This is a genomic window from Flavobacterium praedii, from assembly GCF_026810365.1.
GTDB classification, from domain to species: Bacteria; Bacteroidota; Bacteroidia; order Flavobacteriales; family Flavobacteriaceae; genus Flavobacterium; species Flavobacterium praedii.
In genome coordinates, this window is record NZ_CP113948.1 from 930,962 (window position 1) to 950,000 (window position 19,039).

At 35.0% G+C, this 19,039-nt stretch carries 12 protein-coding genes, 1 tRNA gene and 1 rRNA gene; 10 read left to right on the plus strand and 4 right to left on the minus strand.

What is annotated here, in order from left to right:
- Positions 1 to 250 precede the first annotated feature (250 nt).
- The 7 genes from ilvD to OYT91_RS04055 all read left to right on the plus strand — a co-directional run bounded on the left by ilvD (position 251) and on the right by OYT91_RS04055 (position 9,539).
- Positions 251 to 1,924, plus strand: coding sequence for a dihydroxy-acid dehydratase (gene ilvD / locus OYT91_RS04025; protein ID WP_269222920.1), 1,674 nt, complete (start codon positions 251 to 253; stop codon positions 1,922 to 1,924).
- Positions 1,925 to 1,976: 52 nt separating this feature from the next.
- The gene (gene ilvB / locus OYT91_RS04030) at positions 1,977 to 3,674 is read left to right on the plus strand and encodes a biosynthetic-type acetolactate synthase large subunit (RefSeq protein WP_281239609.1); all 1,698 of its coding nucleotides are present in this window, start codon (positions 1,977 to 1,979) and stop codon (positions 3,672 to 3,674) included.
- Between the two features lie 99 nt (positions 3,675 to 3,773).
- Positions 3,774 to 4,295 carry an acetolactate synthase small subunit gene (gene ilvN, locus OYT91_RS04035; RefSeq protein ID WP_269222919.1) on the plus strand — a complete coding sequence of 174 codons (522 nt, stop codon included), beginning with the start codon at positions 3,774 to 3,776 and terminating at the stop codon, positions 4,293 to 4,295.
- 65 nt (positions 4,296 to 4,360) lie between these two features.
- Positions 4,361 to 5,830 carry a ketol-acid reductoisomerase gene (ilvC, locus tag OYT91_RS04040; protein WP_281239610.1) on the plus strand — a complete coding sequence of 490 codons (1,470 nt, stop codon included), beginning with the start codon at positions 4,361 to 4,363 and terminating at the stop codon, positions 5,828 to 5,830.
- A gap of 405 nt (positions 5,831 to 6,235) precedes the next feature.
- A complete protein-coding gene (gene acs / locus OYT91_RS04045) occupies positions 6,236 to 8,146 on the plus strand; it encodes an acetate--CoA ligase (RefSeq protein WP_281239611.1) in 1,911 nt (636 codons plus the stop codon).
- A 364-nt stretch (positions 8,147 to 8,510) separates the two neighbouring features.
- Positions 8,511 to 8,888 carry an ankyrin repeat domain-containing protein gene (locus tag OYT91_RS04050; protein WP_281239612.1) on the plus strand — a complete coding sequence of 126 codons (378 nt, stop codon included), beginning with the start codon at positions 8,511 to 8,513 and terminating at the stop codon, positions 8,886 to 8,888.
- Between the two features lie 180 nt (positions 8,889 to 9,068).
- The gene (locus OYT91_RS04055; RefSeq protein WP_281239613.1) at positions 9,069 to 9,539 is read left to right on the plus strand and encodes a hypothetical protein; all 471 of its coding nucleotides are present in this window, start codon (positions 9,069 to 9,071) and stop codon (positions 9,537 to 9,539) included.
- An 87-nt stretch (positions 9,540 to 9,626) separates the two neighbouring features.
- On the opposite strand, the gene OYT91_RS04060 is transcribed toward OYT91_RS04055, so the two are convergent.
- The 4 genes from OYT91_RS04060 to OYT91_RS04075 form a co-directional block, all read right to left on the minus strand.
- On the minus strand, positions 9,627 to 10,268 hold the full coding sequence (locus OYT91_RS04060) for a DUF2238 domain-containing protein (protein WP_489886107.1): 642 nt from the start codon (positions 10,266 to 10,268) through the stop codon (positions 9,627 to 9,629).
- Positions 10,252 to 11,289, minus strand: coding sequence for a cytochrome d ubiquinol oxidase subunit II (gene cydB, locus OYT91_RS04065; protein ID WP_281239615.1), 1,038 nt, complete (start codon positions 11,287 to 11,289; stop codon positions 10,252 to 10,254). The genes OYT91_RS04060 and cydB overlap by 17 nt, the downstream gene beginning before the upstream one ends.
- Positions 11,290 to 11,298: 9 nt before the next feature.
- A complete protein-coding gene (locus tag OYT91_RS04070; protein WP_281239616.1) occupies positions 11,299 to 12,651 on the minus strand; it encodes a cytochrome ubiquinol oxidase subunit I in 1,353 nt (450 codons plus the stop codon).
- Between the two features lie 235 nt (positions 12,652 to 12,886).
- Complete coding sequence (locus OYT91_RS04075; RefSeq protein WP_281239617.1) at positions 12,887 to 13,975, minus strand: M42 family metallopeptidase; 1,089 nt, start codon at positions 13,973 to 13,975, stop codon at positions 12,887 to 12,889.
- Between the two features lie 83 nt (positions 13,976 to 14,058).
- On the opposite strand from OYT91_RS04075, the gene OYT91_RS04080 reads away from it, so the two are divergent.
- The 3 genes from OYT91_RS04080 to OYT91_RS04090 all read left to right on the plus strand — a co-directional run bounded on the left by OYT91_RS04080 (position 14,059) and on the right by OYT91_RS04090 (position 18,994).
- A complete protein-coding gene (locus OYT91_RS04080; protein ID WP_281239618.1) occupies positions 14,059 to 14,727 on the plus strand; it encodes a DUF4294 domain-containing protein in 669 nt (222 codons plus the stop codon).
- A gap of 2,475 nt (positions 14,728 to 17,202) precedes the next feature.
- Positions 17,203 to 18,716 (plus strand): 16S ribosomal RNA (locus OYT91_RS04085).
- 204 nt (positions 18,717 to 18,920) lie between these two features.
- Positions 18,921 to 18,994: transfer RNA gene (locus OYT91_RS04090), tRNA-Ile, on the plus strand.
- Positions 18,995 to 19,039: the final 45 nt, after the last annotated feature.

Genomic DNA, 19,039 nt, shown 5'->3' on the forward strand with positions numbered 1-19,039 from the left:
ATTATATCACTAAAAACATTTGGATTGTTGATAAAATGTTTTTTTATTGGATTTGTTTTTTATACTTTTGCAGAGTTAAAAACAAGAAAAATGAAACATATTATCAATATCCTTTTTGTCGTAAGTGTCATTGTGATTATCACATATGAAAAGGGATTGGTATAGATATAAGTGAAAACATATTTAAAACCTCCCATAATTTGGGAGGTTTTTTTTTAGAAAAATAATAAAATACACAAAATAAAATACAATGGAATTAAATAAATACAGCAAGACAATTACACAAGATATCACACAACCAGCTGCTCAAGCAATGTTGTACGGGATTGGTTTGACAGAGGAGGATCTTAATAAAGCGCAAATTGGAATAGTGAGTATGGGGTATGAAGGGAATACTTGTAATATGCACTTAAATGAACTTGCCAAAGATGTCAAAAAAGGGGTCTGGGATGCTGATCTTGTTGGTTTGATATTTAATACGATTGGTGTTAGTGATGGTATTTCAAATGGTACCGAAGGAATGCGTTTTTCCCTTGTTTCTAGAGATGTGATTGCTGATTCTATTGAAACAGTAATGGGAGCACAATGGTACGATGGGTTAATTGCTGTTCCGGGTTGTGATAAGAATATGCCAGGAGCATTGATTGCTATGGGTAGAGTAAATCGTCCAGCATTAATGGTGTATGGAGGAACCATTAATTCTGGTAGATGGAAAGGAGAACACTTGAATATTGTATCTGCTTTTGAAGCACTAGGTAAAAAATTTCAAAAAACTATTTCTGACGAAGATTTTAAAGGAGTTATCAAAAACTCTTGTCCAGGTCCTGGTGCGTGTGGTGGAATGTATACAGCTAATACTATGGCATCGGCTATTGAAGCTTTAGGAATGAGTTTGCCATACAGTTCTTCAAATCCTGCTTTAAGTGAAGATAAAAAACAAGAATGTGTTGATGCTGGAAAAGCAATCAGAATATTATTGGAAAAAGATATTAAACCAAGAGACATAATGACTCGTGAAGCTTTTGAAAATGCAATTACAATCGTTGCAGTTTTGGGAGGTTCAACAAATGCAGTAATGCATTTAATTGCTATGGCTCACTCGGTAGATATCGAAATAACTTTAGCAGATTTTCAAGCTATTAGTGACAAAACACCAGTATTGGCTGACTTAAAACCAAGTGGTAAATACATGATGGAAGATTTGCATGCTGTTGGAGGTGTTCCAGCTGTTATGAAATATTTATTAAAAGAAGGATTTATTCATGGAGATTGTTTGACTGTAACTGGGAAAACTGTAGCGGAGAATTTAGAAACGGTTCCTGATTTAAAAGAAGGACAAGAAGTAATCCATGAAATTCAAAAAGCACTAAAATCGACTGGAAATATTCAGATTTTATACGGAAACTTAGCCTCAGAAGGGTGTGTGGCTAAAATAAGTGGAAAAGAAGGAGAGTATTTTGAAGGTACTGCAGTAGTTTTTGAAAGTGAATTTACGGTTATTCCTGGAATTCAAAGTGGTTTAGTTAAGCCTGGGGATGTTGTGGTTATTCGTTATTGTGGTCCAAAGGGCGGTCCAGGAATGCCAGAAATGTTAAAACCAACTTCTGCCATTATGGGGGCAGGTTTAGGAAGTAGTGTAGCCTTAATTACAGATGGTCGTTTCTCTGGAGGTTCACATGGATTTGTGGTTGGTCATGTTACACCAGAAGCCTACGACGGTGGTGGAATAGCATTGGTTGAAGATGGAGACTTAATTACTATTGATGCTGTTAAGAATACCATCAATTTGAAAATTAGTGATGAAGAATTTGCTAAAAGAAAAGCCAATTGGGTTCAACCTGTATTAAAGGCATCTAAAGGGGTTCTTTTAAAATATGCAAGATCCGTTTCAAGCGCTTCAACAGGATGTGTTACAGATAAATAAGGTACAAAAGCTATGGCAAAATAGAAATTTGCAAATGCTAAAAATATAAAAAATGAAAAATAATAGAATATCAGGAGCAGAAGCCGTTATCAGATGCTTATTAGCCGAAGGGGTAGACATAGTTTATGGATATCCAGGTGGTGCTATTATGCCGGTTTACGATGAATTATATAAATTTCAAGATCAATTGCATCACGTATTAGTACGTCACGAACAAGGTGCAACACATGCAGCACAAGGGTATGCAAGAGCTACAGGAAAAGTAGGTGTGGCAATTGCTACTTCAGGACCAGGGGCAACCAATTTAGTCACAGGAATTGCAGACGCTCAAATAGATTCTACTCCAATGGTTTGTATAACAGGTCAAGTTGGTAAACATTTATTAGGATCGGATGCTTTTCAAGAAACCGATATTATTGGAATTTCAACTCCAGTAACCAAATGGAATTATCAAGTAACTGAGGCTCATGAAATACCTGCAATTATTGCAAAAGCTTTTTTTATTGCAAAATCAGGACGTCCAGGACCGGTATTGATTGATATCACCAAAAATGCTCAATTTGATGAAATGGATTTTAGTTACGAAAAATGTACCAGCATTAGAAGTTATACACCTAAGCCAACTTTAAATCTTGAAAAAGTTGCAGAAGCGGCTGATTTGATTAATAATGCAAAAAAACCATATATCGTTTTTGGTCAGGGAATTATTCTTGGTGAAGCCGAAGAACAATTAAAAGCATTGATAGAAAAATCTGGAATTCCAGCTGCTTGGACTATATTGGGTCTTTCGGCTTTACCAACAGAACATCCTTTAAACGTTGGTATGTTAGGTATGCACGGGAATTATGGACCTAATGTTTTGACAAATGAGTGCGATGTATTGATTGCGTTAGGAATGCGTTTTGACGATCGTGTTACGGGTAATTTAGCTACTTATGCCAAACAAGCCAAAGTAATTCACTTTGAAATTGATCCTGCCGAAATAGATAAAAATGTTAAAACTACAGTAGCTGTTTTGGCCGATGTTAAAGAAGCATTAACAGCTTTGATTCCACTTGTTGAAAGTAAAACTCACGAGGCTTGGCACAATGAATTCAAAGAGAAATACAAAATTGAATTAGAAGCTGTTATCAATGAAGAGTTAACTCCGACAAATAATCGCGGAATATCAATGGGTGAAACTATTGAAATGATCAATAAACATTCAAATGGTGATGCAATCATGGTTTCGGATGTGGGTCAACATCAAATGTTTACATGTAGGTATTCGAAATTTAATTCATCCAAAAGTAACATTACTTCTGGAGGTTTGGGAACTATGGGTTTTGCTTTACCAGCAGCAATTGGTGCCAAAATGGGTAGGCCTGATCGAGAAGTAGTTGCCATTATTGGTGATGGTGGTTTTCAAATGACAATTCAGGAATTGGGAACCATTTTTCAAACCAAAGTTCCTGTAAAAATTGTGGTTTTGAACAATGAATTTTTAGGAATGGTTCGACAATGGCAACAATTATTCTTTGACAAGCGATACGCTTCTACCGAAATGATAAATCCCAATTTTATAGCAATTGCTGAAGGATATTACATTAAATCAAAAAAAGTAACAAAGAGAGAAGATCTAGATGCTGCTGTTGCCGAAATGATGGCCTCTAAAGATTCTTACTTTTTAGAAGTAATGGTAGAAAAAGAGAATAATGTATTTCCGATGATACCAACAGGAGCTTCGGTTTCAGATATTCGATTATCTTAAATTAGTTTAAAGTTTAAGGTTTAAAGTGGTTTGAAAATGAAAATTAAATTCATTAAACGATTTTAAACTTTAAACAGAAAAAACTTTAAACAAAAAAAAATGGAAAATAAAATGTTCACCATTTCTGTTTATTCAGAAAATAATGTTGGCTTGCTAAATAGAATATCAGGAATATTCTTGAAACGCCACATTAATATATTGAGTCTAAATGTTTCCGAGTCTGAAATCGAAAATGTTTCCAGATTTGTAATTGTCGTAAATACAACCGAAAAGTGGGTACATAACATTGTAGGTCAAATAGAAAAACAAATTGAAGTTATAAAAGCATTTTATCATATTGATGAAGAAACCATCTTTTTGGAAAGTGCAATTTTCAAAATAGAATCTAGTTTGCTTTTTGATGAAAGACAAATACAGAACATCATTAAAGATAGTAAATCAGAAATTGTTACAGTTTCTAGAGAGTTTTTTGTGATTTCAAAATCAGGTAAACGCTCTGAAATTGAAGATTTATATGCAAAATTAAAACCTTTTGGAATCATGCAATTTGTACGATCAGGAAGAATATCAGTTTCAAAAGAAAAAATGGAAATCTCAACTTTATTGGAAGCACTTTCTTAAAAGACAGTAGTTTTCAGTTTTTAAATTAATTAATAAAATTTTACATTCATTAAATATTAAAAAAAATGGCAAATTATTTCAATTCATTACCACTTAGATTACAATTACAACAATTAGGAGTTTGCGAATTCATGGATCAAGCTGAATTCTCTAAAGGAATAGAAGCATTAGCAGGGAAAAAAGTAGTTATTGTTGGTTGTGGAGCACAAGGTTTAAACCAAGGTTTGAACATGAGGGATTCAGGATTAGATATTTCTTATGCATTGCGTGCTGATGCAATTACAGAAAAAAGAGCTTCTTTCAAAAATGCTTCAGATAATGGTTTCAAAGTGGGGACTTATGATGAATTAATCCCAACAGCTGATTTGGTTTGTAATCTTACACCAGATAAGCAGCATACTGCTGTGGTCACAGCTATTATGCCATTAATGAAACAAGGTGCTACTTTGGCTTATTCTCATGGATTTAATATTGTAGAAGAAGGGATGCAAATTCGTAAAGACTTAACTGTTATTATGTGTGCGCCTAAATGTCCAGGTTCTGAAGTACGTGAAGAATACAAAAGAGGTTTTGGAGTACCAACTCTTATCGCAGTTCACCCAGAAAATGACCCAAACGGAGAAGGATTAGAGCAAGCAAAAGCATATGCAGTAGCTACGGGAGGTCATAAAGCAGGAGTTTTAAAATCTTCATTTGTTGCTGAAGTAAAATCAGATTTAATGGGGGAACAAACCATTCTTTGTGGAATGTTGCAAACGGGATCTATTTTATGTTTTGATAAGATGGTCGAAAAAGGAATCGAACCAGGATATGCTTCAAAATTAATTCAATACGGTTGGGAAACTATTACTGAGGCTTTGAAACACGGTGGTATCACTAATATGATGGATCGTCTTTCTAATCCTGCAAAAATTGAAGCGTATGAATTGGCAGATGAATTAAAAGACATCATGCGTCCATTGTTTCAAAAACACATGGATGATATTATTTCGGGTGAATTTTCTAAAAACATGATGATTGACTGGGCAAATGATGATATCAACTTATTGACTTGGAGAGCTGCAACAGCGGAAACCAATTTTGAAAAAACAGCTCCAACCGAAGCTGCAATTTCAGAACAAGAATACTTTGATAATGGAGTATTAATGATTGCAATGGTAAAAGCGGGTGTAGAATTGGCATTTGAGACAATGACTGAATCTGGAATTATTGAAGAATCTGCATATTATGAGTCATTGCACGAATTACCTTTGATTGCCAATACAGTAGCAAGAAAAAAATTATATGAAATGAATAGAATCATTTCGGATACTGCAGAATACGGTTGTTATTTGTTTGACCATGCTTGTAAACCATTATTGACTGAGTTCATGAAAACGGTTGAAACTAACATTATTGGTAAGTCTTTTTCTACTACAAATGGTGTAGACAATGCAGTGTTAATTGCAGTTAATAAAAGTATTCGTCAACATCCAATTGAAGAAGTTGGAGAATGGTTGAGGGAATCTATGACTGCCATGAAAAAAATAGGATAGTTAAATAAAATAGGAATTACCACACATGAGGGTGTGCTGGGATTTGCATAATATCAAATAGGTTTGAATATTTTGAATTAGTAAGCACTTATTAGACAATTGAAGATATTTATGCATATTACATTCACTTAACTTCGTACGAGCTGTAAGTTAAGTGAAGTAATCCCTAGTTTCTATAAATAATTTTTTTGATTCAATAAGAAGATAAAATTGTTGTTAAATATTGTTGATAAAGGACATTTTAGTATTCTATTGTGTCCTTTTTTTGTTTATGTCTAAAATGTTTAATAAAAAAGCATTAAATTTTGAATAAGTTCTATTTTTTATTATTTTTTTGGAACATTTTATAATTTATTAGTTTTGAAAACCGAACAGATTTAATACTTTTATAAAAAATTAAAAAAGATGAGTTATTTTAAAATTGATAGTTTAGAACAATACTTTAAACATTATAATAAATCGATACGAGAACCAAGAAAGTTTTGGGGTAAAATTGCTGAAGAAAATTTTACTTGGTACCAATATTGGGATAAAGTTGTTGATTTTAATATGGCTGAAGCCGAAGTTAAATGGTTTGTTGATGCTAAAGTAAATATTACAAAGAATTGTATAGACAGACATTTAGCTAAAAAAGGAGAAAAAACCGCAATTATTTTTGAACCAAACGATCCAAATGAACAAGCATTACACATTAGTTATAATGAGTTGTATGATCGTGTTTCTAAAATGGCCAATGTTTTAAGAGATCAAGGTATAACAAAAGGAGATCGTGTTTGTATTTATTTACCAATGATTCCAGAATTGGCTGTAGCCGTTTTGGCATGTGCTAGAATTGGTGCTATTCATTCTGTTGTTTTTGCTGGTTTTTCAGCATCTGCAGTATCATCACGAATTAATGATAGCCAATGTAAAATGGTTATCACTTCAGATGGTGGTTTCCGTGGAAATAAAACTATAGATTTGAAAGGGATTATTGATGATGCTTTGGAGAATTGTCCATGTGTAAAATCAGTTTTAGTTGCCAAAAGAACTAATGCTCAAATCAAAATGAAAGAAGGTCGCGACCAATGGTTGCAACCACTTCTAGATAATGCGATAAATAATTGCGTTGCCGAGATTATGGATGCTGAAGATCCTTTATTTATTTTATATACATCTGGTTCTACTGGTAAACCAAAAGGTATGGTACATACTACTGCGGGATATATGGTTTACACTGCATATACTTTTAAGAATGTATTTAATTACGAAGAAAATGATATTTTCTGGTGTACTGCAGATATTGGTTGGATAACTGGACACTCTTATATTCTTTATGGGCCATTACTAAATGGAGCTACAACTGTTATCTTTGAAGGAATTCCTTCGTATCCCGATTTTAGTAGATTTTGGGAAACAATTGAAAAACATAAAGTAACCCAATTTTATACTGCACCAACTGCTATTCGCGCTTTAGCGAAAGAAAATTTATCATACATTCAAAAATTTCCATTAAAATCATTGAAAGTTATAGGATCTGTAGGAGAACCTATTAATGAAGAAGCTTGGCACTGGTATAATGACCACGTAGGAGGGAAGCGTTGTCCTGTAGTTGATACGTGGTGGCAAACCGAAACAGGTGGTATTATGATAGCTCCTTTATCATTTATTACACCAACAAAACCAACATATGCTACACTTCCATTACCAGGAATACAGCCTGTTTTGATGGATGATAAACGCAATGAAATTGAAGGCAATCAAGTAGATGGTAGTTTATGTATTAAATTCCCATGGCCAGGTATCGCCAGAACTATTTGGGGAGATCATCAAAGATATAAAGATACTTATTTCTCTGCTTTTCCAGGTAAATATTTCACAGGAGATGGTGCATTACGTGATGAAGTAGGGTATTATAGAATCACAGGTAGAGTTGATGATGTAGTAATTGTTTCTGGTCATAATTTAGGAACTGCACCTATTGAAGATGCAATTAATGAACATCCAGCAGTTGCAGAATCTGCTATTGTTGGTTTTCCACATGATATCAAAGGAAATGCTTTATATGGTTTTGTAATTCTAAAAGAATCGGGTGAGTATAGAGATAGAGACAACTTGATAAAAGAGATTAATCAACATGTATCTGATCACATTGGCCCAATTGCCAAATTAGATAAAATTCAGTTTGTTTCAGGTTTACCTAAAACTAGATCTGGTAAAATTATGCGTCGTATTTTGCGCAAAATTGCCGAAGGAGATTATTCTAATTTTGGTGATATAACTACGCTTTTAAATCCAGAAATTGTAGATGAAATTGTTCAAGGAAAAATTGAATAACGATTTTTAAATGTTTTAAAAAAACTGCTTCTTTAATTGAAGCAGTTTTTTTTTGTCCGCATATTAAATGTTTTTTATAATGTTAATTTTTTATTAACTAACGTAACAAAAGGATTGATTTTCAGTCTATTTAATGTTATTAAAATGGAATTATTTAAAATCTAAAATGTTTGTTTTTCTATATTCTATTTATTTCATTTTCATTTAATCAATAAAAAGACTGATAAAGTTAAAAAAATGTTAAAATTAAGTACTATGTGATGCATGATACCTTTTTTAAGATATATATTTGCATAGGATATTATTATATGAATTTATATCCCATAACATCAATTAAAAATTAATCAATCAAAAATCAATTATTATGAAAAAATCAATCGTTTATTTAGGTGTAGCTCTGGTAGCTTTTGCAAATGTTTCTTTAGCTTCAAATTTAAAACCATTCAATAGCCAAAAAGCAATTGAATTTTATGAAGGAACAACGCCATTAAGTGTTGCAATTAGTAAAGGTGATCTTGAGGCGGTGAAAAAATTTATTGAATATGGGGCAGATGTAAACGAAAAATCAAACGGGATGAGTCCTTTAATGATAGCAGCTCGTTACAATAAAGTTGAAATTATTAAAATTCTGATTTCAAAAGGAGCTCATCTTAATGATAAAGATGAGAATGGCTTTACGGCTTTAAAATATGCAGAATTATCAAATGCAAATGATGCAATCGTGTTATTAAAACATTCTTAAAATAATCAAATGAAGCATCATCTAAGATGTTGATGCTTCATTTTAATCAATCAATCAATCAATCAATCAATCAATCAATCAATCAATCAATCAATCAATCAATCAATCAATCATGAAAAATTCAATTTAATATTAGGAATCTCATTACTTTCTTTAACTAATGTTTGTAATGCAAAAAATGTGGTCAGTAAATCGTTTAATTTATTTCAAACAGCTGTCTTAACTGAGGCTAATGAAATAATTGTTCCAAATGAAGAAGTGAAAATAGTAAAACCTTCTTTAATCGAAGTTACAGAAGAGTTTAATCCAGAAAATGTTATTTCTTATAATCGTAAAACGGTGAAAGAAACCATTGAGGAAGACGATAAAATAATAGAAAATACAACTTCAGATGATTTAGAATTTATAGCTTATGAGGAATCAATGAAGAAGATTATAGCACAATCTGACTTAATTATAGAGAATACTGGTTCAAACGTAATTTTTCCTCTTTATATCGAAAGAACTATTGAAGATGAAATTGCTGAAATGGAGTTGATTATTGAAAGTACTGAAACCAATGAAGTGAGTCCGTTGGATTTTAGAAAAATCAATAAAAGTTCAATTATTAAGGATACAGTTTACTCCAAAAGATTTGTCGGAATGAATTAAATAGTTAACAAATTTAAGATAAAAGCTTTATAGGGATTATAAAAAAGCAACATTATTAAGCGTATAATGATGCTTTTTTTATAAATTTCAAATTATATTTCTAAGTTGATTGTCTTGTGTTTTTGAAAATAAAAGTAAAGCAACAGTAGCTCCAATTGTCGCAAACAACATATCCGATTGGGTATCCCATACATAACCTTGTGTTCCTAAAAATGCATCTCCACCTTCACCAGTGGCAATAGAAACAAACCATTCAATCCATTCGTAAGCAGCACTGATAGCCAGACAAATACAAATAATTATAAAATTGAAAAAGCTCTGGTTAGCAATTACTTTTTTTCGAATAAATAATTCACGAATGATCATAGCTGGTACAAAACCTTGGGCAAAATGACCAACCTTATCATAGTTATTTCTACTTTGATGAAACACCTCTTTGATATAATCGAAAAAAGGAACTTCGGCATAGGTATAATGTCCTCCTATAAAGAGTATAATGCAATGAAATAAGATTAAAGTATAAGTAAAATTGCTAAATCTAAATTTGTTAAATGTCAAAGTCAAGATCAAAATCCCAATTATTGCAGGAATAATTTCCAAGAAACAAGTAAATTCTTCTTTCGGATTTATAATTGACCAGATAAATGTTAACATAAATAGGGTTAACAGTAGATAGATGTATTTCATTAATAGATTTAAGGATTTTTTTGGTTTAATAACTGGTATCATCTAGCTGTACTTTTCCATTGAATGTTTTGTACAAAAAGAAAAAATAAGCCGCCAATAAAGGTGCTCCAATGGCAACAATTGTCAGCATTATTCCTAATGATTTTTGAGATGAAGCTGCATTATAAATGGTTACACTATATTTTGGGTCAATTGTAGAAATTAAAAGTGTAGGATACAATTGTAGTGCAACAAGAATAAGCAAAAAGGCCATTGTCAAAGATGAAAACACTAATGCCAGCATATATTCTTTTTTGGATACTAATCGTGGGACATTGGCAACAGCCAAAAATGATATAACAGGAACAACAAAATAAAGCGGATTAGCTCTAAAGTTAGCTGTCACTTCGGGAATGAAAACCAATGTATAAAGTGTTGTGATTCCAAAGCTTATGATAAAAAATATCATTCCTTTTTGAAGTAAAAATGTAAGTCGCTCATGCAATCTGCCTTCAGTTTTTAGTAAAAGATAAATAGCACCTTGTGTCATAAAAATGGATAGAGTTGTGAATCCAACCATTATTGCATAGGGATTTAAGAATGAAAAGAATATGCCTCCGTGATAACTAAAATTAGAACCCAAAGCAAATCCTTGTAAAATATTGCCTAAAACAACTCCAAGCAAAAAAGCTATAAGAATACTGGAAACGCTGTAAATTATATCCCAGCTTTTTCTCCACCAAATCATTTCTTCAACACTTCTAAATTTAATCGCTGCTGCACGAAGTACATTTAGCATCAAAAAAAGCATAAAAGGAACATACATTGCCGAAAGCATGGTAGCATACATTACAGGAAATCCAGCAAATAATGCTCCTCCTCCAATAATTAACCAGACTTGATTGGCATCCCAAACCGGGGCAATAGCATTTATAGCAATCCTTCGGCTTAAATCTTTTCTGAAAAATAAATGCCAAGCTCCAGCACCAAAATCAAAACCTTCTAAAATAGCATAACCAGAAAAAAGCAATCCGATTACTAAATACCATAATGTTGGATAATCAATTCCTAAAAAAGTTTCCATATCTTTAGTTTATATAAAATTGAAGTTTACCTCTTCTTTAGGTTCATCATAAGGCCCGTGTTTTATTTTTTTGTTAACGGTGTATAAAAACAAAGCTAACAATAGCGAATATACAACTGTAAACATAACCAATGAAAATATGATTTGGTTGGAAGCAACTTCTTGCGAAAAAGCTTTGCTAGTGCGTAATTGTCCGTAAACTACCCAAGGTTGCCTACCCATTTCGGCAGTAAACCAACCCACTTGATTGGCAATTTGTGGTAAAATAACCGCAAAGGAGAATATCCATAACAGCCATTTGGTTTCAAATAACCTACCACGCCACCATAAAAAACAAGCGTATAATGTAAGACCAATTAAAGCCATTCCTATAGCAACCATAATATGATAAAATTGAAAAACAGCATTTATTTGACTAGGCCTATCTTCAACAGGAAAATTGTTTAACCCTTTTATGGGAGCATTAAAATCCTGATGGACTAAAAATGACAATCCGCCTGGAATCCCAATTCCAGTAACTTTTTGATTTTCTTTATCTACCCAACCCAAAAGATATAAATCAGCAGGTTTATCCTTTTGAAAATGACCTTCCATTGTAGCTAGTTTCGCCGGTTGATTCACAGCAACTCCATCAGCTGTACTGTGGCCTGAAATCAATTGGGTTAATGAAAATAAAGTAGCAACAACTAAGGAAATTTTGAATGCTTTTTTAGATATTTCGATATAACGACCTTTTCTAATGTAGTAGGCATGAACACTTAAAACCAAAAAAGCTCCAGCCAAAATAGCACCTTGCCAAGTATGAATGATTCGATCAACACTTGAAGGGTTGAAAACCATTGCCCAAAAATCGGTTACTTCGGCACGGGCATGCAATCCTTTACCAACAATATGATAGCCTGCAGGTGTTTGTTGCCAAGAATTGGCGACTACTATCCAAACTGCAGAGAACATCGAACCTAAAAACACACCTAAGGTAGATATGAAATGTACCCATGGTTTTACTCTATTCCATCCAAATAGCAATATTCCTAGAAAAGTACTTTCTAGACCAAAAGCAAATAATCCTTCGGCAGCTAAGGCACTACCAAAGATATCACCTACATATCTGGAATATACTGCCCAATTGGTTCCAAATTCAAACTCCATTATAATTCCTGTAGCAACACCTATGCCAAAAGTTAAAGCAAATATTTTAATCCAAAAACGGGTTAAAATTTCATAATCTTTATTTCCAGTTTTTAAGTAAAGTCCTTCCATTATTACCATAATCAATCCAATTCCTATGCTAAGAGGTGGATAGATATAATGAAAAGCTATAGTAAAAGCAAATTGTATACGGGCAAGTATTTCAACATCCATAATGAAATTTTTTTTTAAAAGTCTTCGCAAATTTACAATAGAAATAGGACTAATTGGTTAAATAGATCAATTTCACGGTGCCTTTTTTTACTTTTTTAGCAATTGTTTTTGTAGTAGTTAAAATAGGTTTAAAATGATTTTATATTTAATAATTTATCTACAAAATGTTTATCTAAAAATTTAAAAAGAGTACTTATCAAAAAAAAGCACCATTTTTAAGATGGTGCTTTCTTTTTTATTTAAAATACGAAAAGGTTTCGTTGTTTTCAATCTTCAGTAACGTTTCATAAATCAATTTGATTACATTTTCGACATCCTCACGGTGTACCATTTCAACTGTAGTATGCATATATCGCAAAGGCAGTGAGATTAATGCCGAAGCTACACCACCATTACTATAGGCAAAAGCGTCTGTGTCTGTACCTGTAACTCTTGAGGAAGCCAAACGTTGAAACGGAATATTTTTTTCAATAGCTGTATCTAGTATTAATTCTCTCAAGTTATTTTGAACAGCAGGAGCATAAGTAACAACAGGGCCTTTACCAATTTTAGTATCCCCCTCAATTTTCTTGTCAATCATCGGAGTAGTTGAATCATGGCAAACATCTGTAATTATGGCAACATTTGGTTTTATCGTTTGAGTAATCATTTCGGCTCCTCTCAAACCAACTTCTTCTTGAACCGCATTGGTAATGTATAGACCAAAAGGAAGTTTAATGTTATTTTCATGTAATAAACGAGCCACTTCGGCAATCATAAATCCTCCCATTCTATTATCAATGGCGCGACAAACGAATTTATTCTCATTCATAATCATGAATTCGTCAGGATAGGTAATTACACAACCTACATGAACTCCCATTTTTTCAACCTCTTCTTTTGTTTCACAACCCAAATCGATAAAAATATTGCTAATCTTTGGATTTTCTTCTTTGTCTCTATTTCGGGTATGAATAGCTGGCCAGCCAAAAACGCCTTTAACAATTCCGTTTTTTGTGTGAATATTTACGCGTTTCGATGGCGCAATTTGATGGTCTGAGCCTCCATTACGAATTACATAAACCATTCCCTCGTCAGTAATATAGTTCACATACCAAGCAATTTCATCGGCATGACCTTCTATAACTACCTTATAAGCAGCATCTGGGTTAATAACGCCTACAGCAGTTCCATAAGTGTCCGTAATAAAAGTATCTACGTAAGGTTTTAGATAGTCCATCCATATTTTTTGCCCTTCACTTTCAAAGCCAGTAGGGGAGGCGTTGTTCAAATATTTCTCCAAAAAGGTTATAGACGATGCTTTCAATATTGATTCAGTACTCATATAAATTATTTTTTCGCTAAATTAGAAATTTGTCTTTATACTTCTATATTTAATGTATAATTTTGTGTTAAAAATATTCTTTCATGAACTTTTATAAAATCTTAGTTTTTACTTTTTTCCTAACATTGTCTATTAATGCTCAAGACACAAAAAAGGACAATATTCCAATGGGTTATATTTTAACAGAAGCCGATAGTATTTTTGGGGACACCATTGTGCTTCCAGAATTAGTCATAGAAAGACACAAAATGAGTGATGAGGATAAAAAACAGTTCCTTTTATTACAAAGAAGAGTTTATGCAACATATCCCTATGCCAGAATTGCATCCGAAAGACTGACTTCCTTAAATAGAGGTATGGCCAAGTTTACCAATAATAGGGACAAAAAAAAATACTTCAAAATAGTTGAGGATTATTTAACCAATGAGTTTGAGGTCAGGTTGAAAAAACTCTCCAAAAAACAAGGTCAAATCTTGGTTAAATTAATTGATAGGCAAACAGGAACCACAACATATGACTTGATTAGGAATCTTAAAAGTGGTTGGAAAGCATTTTGGTCCAATACGGCTGCCAGTATGTTTAATATTGATTTGAAATTAAAGTATAAGCCTTATGAAGTCAATGAGGATTATTTAATAGAGACAATCTTGGTAAATGGATTTGAGTCGGGTCGACTTAGAAAACAAGAACCCGCTCAGCCAATAGATTTTGATAAGTTGGTTGATACTTGGAGTGAAAAAGCAAATCATTAAAAAGATGGCATTCCAAATAAAATCTAAAAAGGCAATTACTACAGTAGTTGTCTTTTTTTTGTGTTCATTAGAAATTTTATTACAAGGAGCTTAAACCTGCTATCCGCTTCAATCTTATGAGCCGAATACCGGCTCATAAGGATTTCCACTACTATCAGGGCTAGGACATTCGTTTTCATGAGGTCGTATTCATAAATAAAACAACACCTAATATATAGGTAAAGAAGAAACAAAGAAAATCCGCATCCCACCCCGCCGAATTAGATTAAGTTAAGCTTTGTTTTTCTAGCCAAGCCACCAAGGTACCAAGTTTAGAACAGTTTTCTTTGCGCCTTCGCGCCTTTTCGAGACCTATATTTTTTAATAGGACATAGCTATAGAGAGTTACAAAGACCACATTATATTAAGGAAGGGAATAAAAATCCGCTTCCCACCGCGCCTAATTATATTGAGTTAAGCTTTGTTTTTCTAGCCAAGACACCAAGGCGTCAAGTTTAGAACTGTTTTCTTTGCGCCTTCGTGCCTTTGCGAGACCTATATTTTATAATAAGATACAGCTATAAAAGCCCCACTATATAAAGGAGGGAATAAAAATCCGAGCTCCTCCGCGCCTTCGCACTAGCGAATCAATAAAATCTGCATCCCACCGCGCCTAATTAGATTTAGTTGAGTTTTTTTTTCTCGCCAAGATGCCAAGGCGCCAAGTTTAGAACAATTTTCTTTGCGCCTTCGCGCCTTTGCGAGACCTATATTTTTTAATAGGACACAGTTATAGAGAGGTACAAAGACCACATTATATTAAGGAAGGGAATAAAAATCCGCGCTCCTCCGCGCCTTCGCATTAGCGAATCCGTCAAATCCGCATCCCACCGCGCCGAATTAGATTAAGTTAAGCTTTGTTTTTCTAGCCAAGACGCCAAGGCGCCAAGTTTAGAACAGTTTTCTTTGCGCCTTCTCGCCTTTGCGAGACCTATATTTTATAATAAGATACAGCTATAAAAGTCCCACTATATAAAGGAGGGAATAAAAATCCGCGCTCCTCCGCGCCTTCGCATTAGCGAATCCGTCAAATCCGCGTCCCACCGCGCCGAATTAGATTAAGTTAAGCTTTGTTTTTCTAGCCAAGACGCCAAGGCGCCAAGTTTAGAACAGTTTTCTTTGCGCCTTCGCGCCTTTGCGAGACCTATATTTTTAATAGGACACAGCTATATAGAGCTAGAAAAACCACCTTATATTAAGGAAGGGAATAAAAATCCGCGCTCCTCCGTGCCTTCGCATTAGCGAATCCGTTAAATCCGCTTCCCACCGCGCCTAATTATATTGAGTTAAGCTTTGTTTTTCTCGCCAAGACGCCAAGACGCCAAGTTTAGAACAGTTTTCTTTGCGCCTTCGCGCCTTTGCGAGACCTATATTTTTAATAGGACACAGCTATAAAAGCCCCACTATATTAAGGAAGGGAATAAAAATCCGCGCTCCTCCGCGCCTTCGCATTAGCGAATCCGTCAAATCCGCGTCCCACCGCGCCGAATTAGATTAAGTTAAGCTTTGTTTTCTCGCCAAGACGCAAAGGCGCCAAGTTTAGAACAATTTTCTTTGCGCCTTCGCGCCTTTGCGAGAACTGTATTTTTTAATAGGACACAGCTATAGAGAGGTACAAAGACCACCTTATATTAAGGAAGGGAATAAAAATCCGCGCTCCTCCGTGCCTTCGCATTAGCGAATCCGTTAAATCCGCGTCCCAAAGAGCGATAAATGTCCATTAGTAAAACCCAGTCCATATCTCGAGAGAATACAACCAGGAACAAAGAGTAGTACTAACAAGCTGTAAAAAGGGCAATACATCTGGTATTAATCCCTTCTGAAAAGGCACAAAAAGTAATAAAACCGTAAAAAGGGCCTAAAATTTTCAGTAAGAACGATGGATTTGATAAAAAAGGGGTTGTATAAAGCTCAATATACCAATAGATTAAAAAATAAATCAAAAAAACCTCAAAAAAGTCATTGTTTAAAGGGATAAAGGGTCTACTTTTGCACCCGCAACAGCGACTAAGTTCTTTAAAACACTGACAAGTAATAAAAATCAAAAGAAGATTTATTTTCAAAAAAGATTAAAAAAAGCTTGTGGGAATTAAAAGAGTATGTTACTTTTGCACCCCGCTAAACGCGCAACGTTCCTTGAGAGGCTGATAAGAAAAGAGAAGAAACTGAGAAAAATATTTTTCAAAAAAAACTTCAAAAAGTTCTTGCCAGTTAGAAAAAGAATTGTTAGTTTTGCACCCGCTTCGAGAGACACGCAATGTGAGTTAAACGAGTGGAAAAACGATAAGAATACGTTCCTAGACATATTGAATTGACAGCCGTTTTAACAGAGATGTTAAAACAAAAGAATAAGAGTAATAGAATCGAAAGATTTGAGAATAGACCACTAGAATTGGAGTCGCATAATAATAGCTTAAGCAATTAAGCATACAATATACGATGAAGAGTTTGATCCTGGCTCAGGATGAACGCTAGCGGCAGGCTTAACACATGCAAGTCGAGGGGTATTGGTTTTCGGACCAAGAGACCGGCGCACGGGTGCGTAACGCGTATGCAATCTACCTTTCACAGAGGGATAGCCCAGAGAAATTTGGATTAATACCTCATAGTATAGCAGTTTCGCATGAAACCACTATTAAAGTCACAACGGTGAAAGATGAGCATGCGTCCCATTAGCTAGATGGTAAGGTAACGGCTTACCATGGCTACGATGGGTAGGGGTCCTGAGAGGGAGATCCCCCACACTGGTACTGAGACACGGACCAGACTCCTACGGGAGGCAGCAGTGAGGAATATTGGACAATGGGCGCAAGCCTGATCCAGCCATGCCGCGTGCAGGATGACGGTCCTATGGATTGTAAACTGCTTTTGCACAGGAAGAAACAACATTACGTGTAATGTCTTGACGGTACTGTGAGAATAAGGATCGGCTAACTCCGTGCCAGCAGCCGCGGTAATACGGAGGATCCAAGCGTTATCCGGAATCATTGGGTTTAAAGGGTCCGTAGGCGGTTTAGTAAGTCAGTGGTGAAAGCCCATCGCTCAACGGTGGAACGGCCATTGATACTGCTAGACTTGAATTATTAGGAAGTAACTAGAATATGTAGTGTAGCGGTGAAATGCTTAGAGATTACATGGAATACCAATTGCGAAGGCAGGTTACTACTAATGGATTGACGCTGATGGACGAAAGCGTGGGTAGCGAACAGGATTAGATACCCTGGTAGTCCACGCCGTAAACGATGGATACTAGCTGTTGGGAGCGATCTCAGTGGCTAAGCGAAAGTGATAAGTATCCCACCTGGGGAGTACGTTCGCAAGAATGAAACTCAAAGGAATTGACGGGGGCCCGCACAAGCGGTGGAGCATGTGGTTTAATTCGATGATACGCGAGGAACCTTACCAAGGCTTAAATGTAGATTGACCGGACTGGAAACAGTTTTTTCGCAAGACAATTTACAAGGTGCTGCATGGTTGTCGTCAGCTCGTGCCGTGAGGTGTCAGGTTAAGTCCTATAACGAGCGCAACCCCTGTTGTTAGTTGCCAGCGAGTCATGTCGGGAACTCTAACGAGACTGCCAGTGCAAACTGTGAGGAAGGTGGGGATGACGTCAAATCATCACGGCCCTTACGCCTTGGGCTACACACGTGCTACAATGGCCAGTACAGAGAGCAGCCACTGGGTGACCAGGAGCGAATCTACAAAACCGGTCACAGTTCGGATCGGAGTCTGCAACTCGACTCCGTGAAGCTGGAATCGCTAGTAATCGGATATCAGCCATGATCCGGTGAATACGTTCCCGGGCCTTGTACACACCGCCCGTCAAGCCATGGAAGCTGGGGGTGCCTGAAGTCGGTGACCGCAAGGAGCTGCCTAGGGTAAAACTGGTAACTAGGGCTAAGTCGTAACAAGGTAGCCGTACCGGAAGGTGCGGCTGGAACACCTCCTTTCTAGAGCTTTAGTGTTAGTTGAAAGACACGCTAAAGAAAGAAGACGAAGAGACTATTGGTTACAGATTTAAGGTTATATTACTCTTGCTGTTAATTTAAAAAAATAATTGAAAGATTTAAAATTTTAAAATTTTAAAGATTAAAAAATTCGCAAGAATGGTTCAATCTTTAAATCATTTAATCTTTAAATAAAAGAAAAAAGAGTGTCTCGTAGCTCAGCTGGTTAGAGTACTACACTGATAATGTAGGGGTCGACAGTTCGAGTCTGTCCGAGACAACAAAATAATTATTAATTGTAAATTGATAATTATAAATTGAAAAGA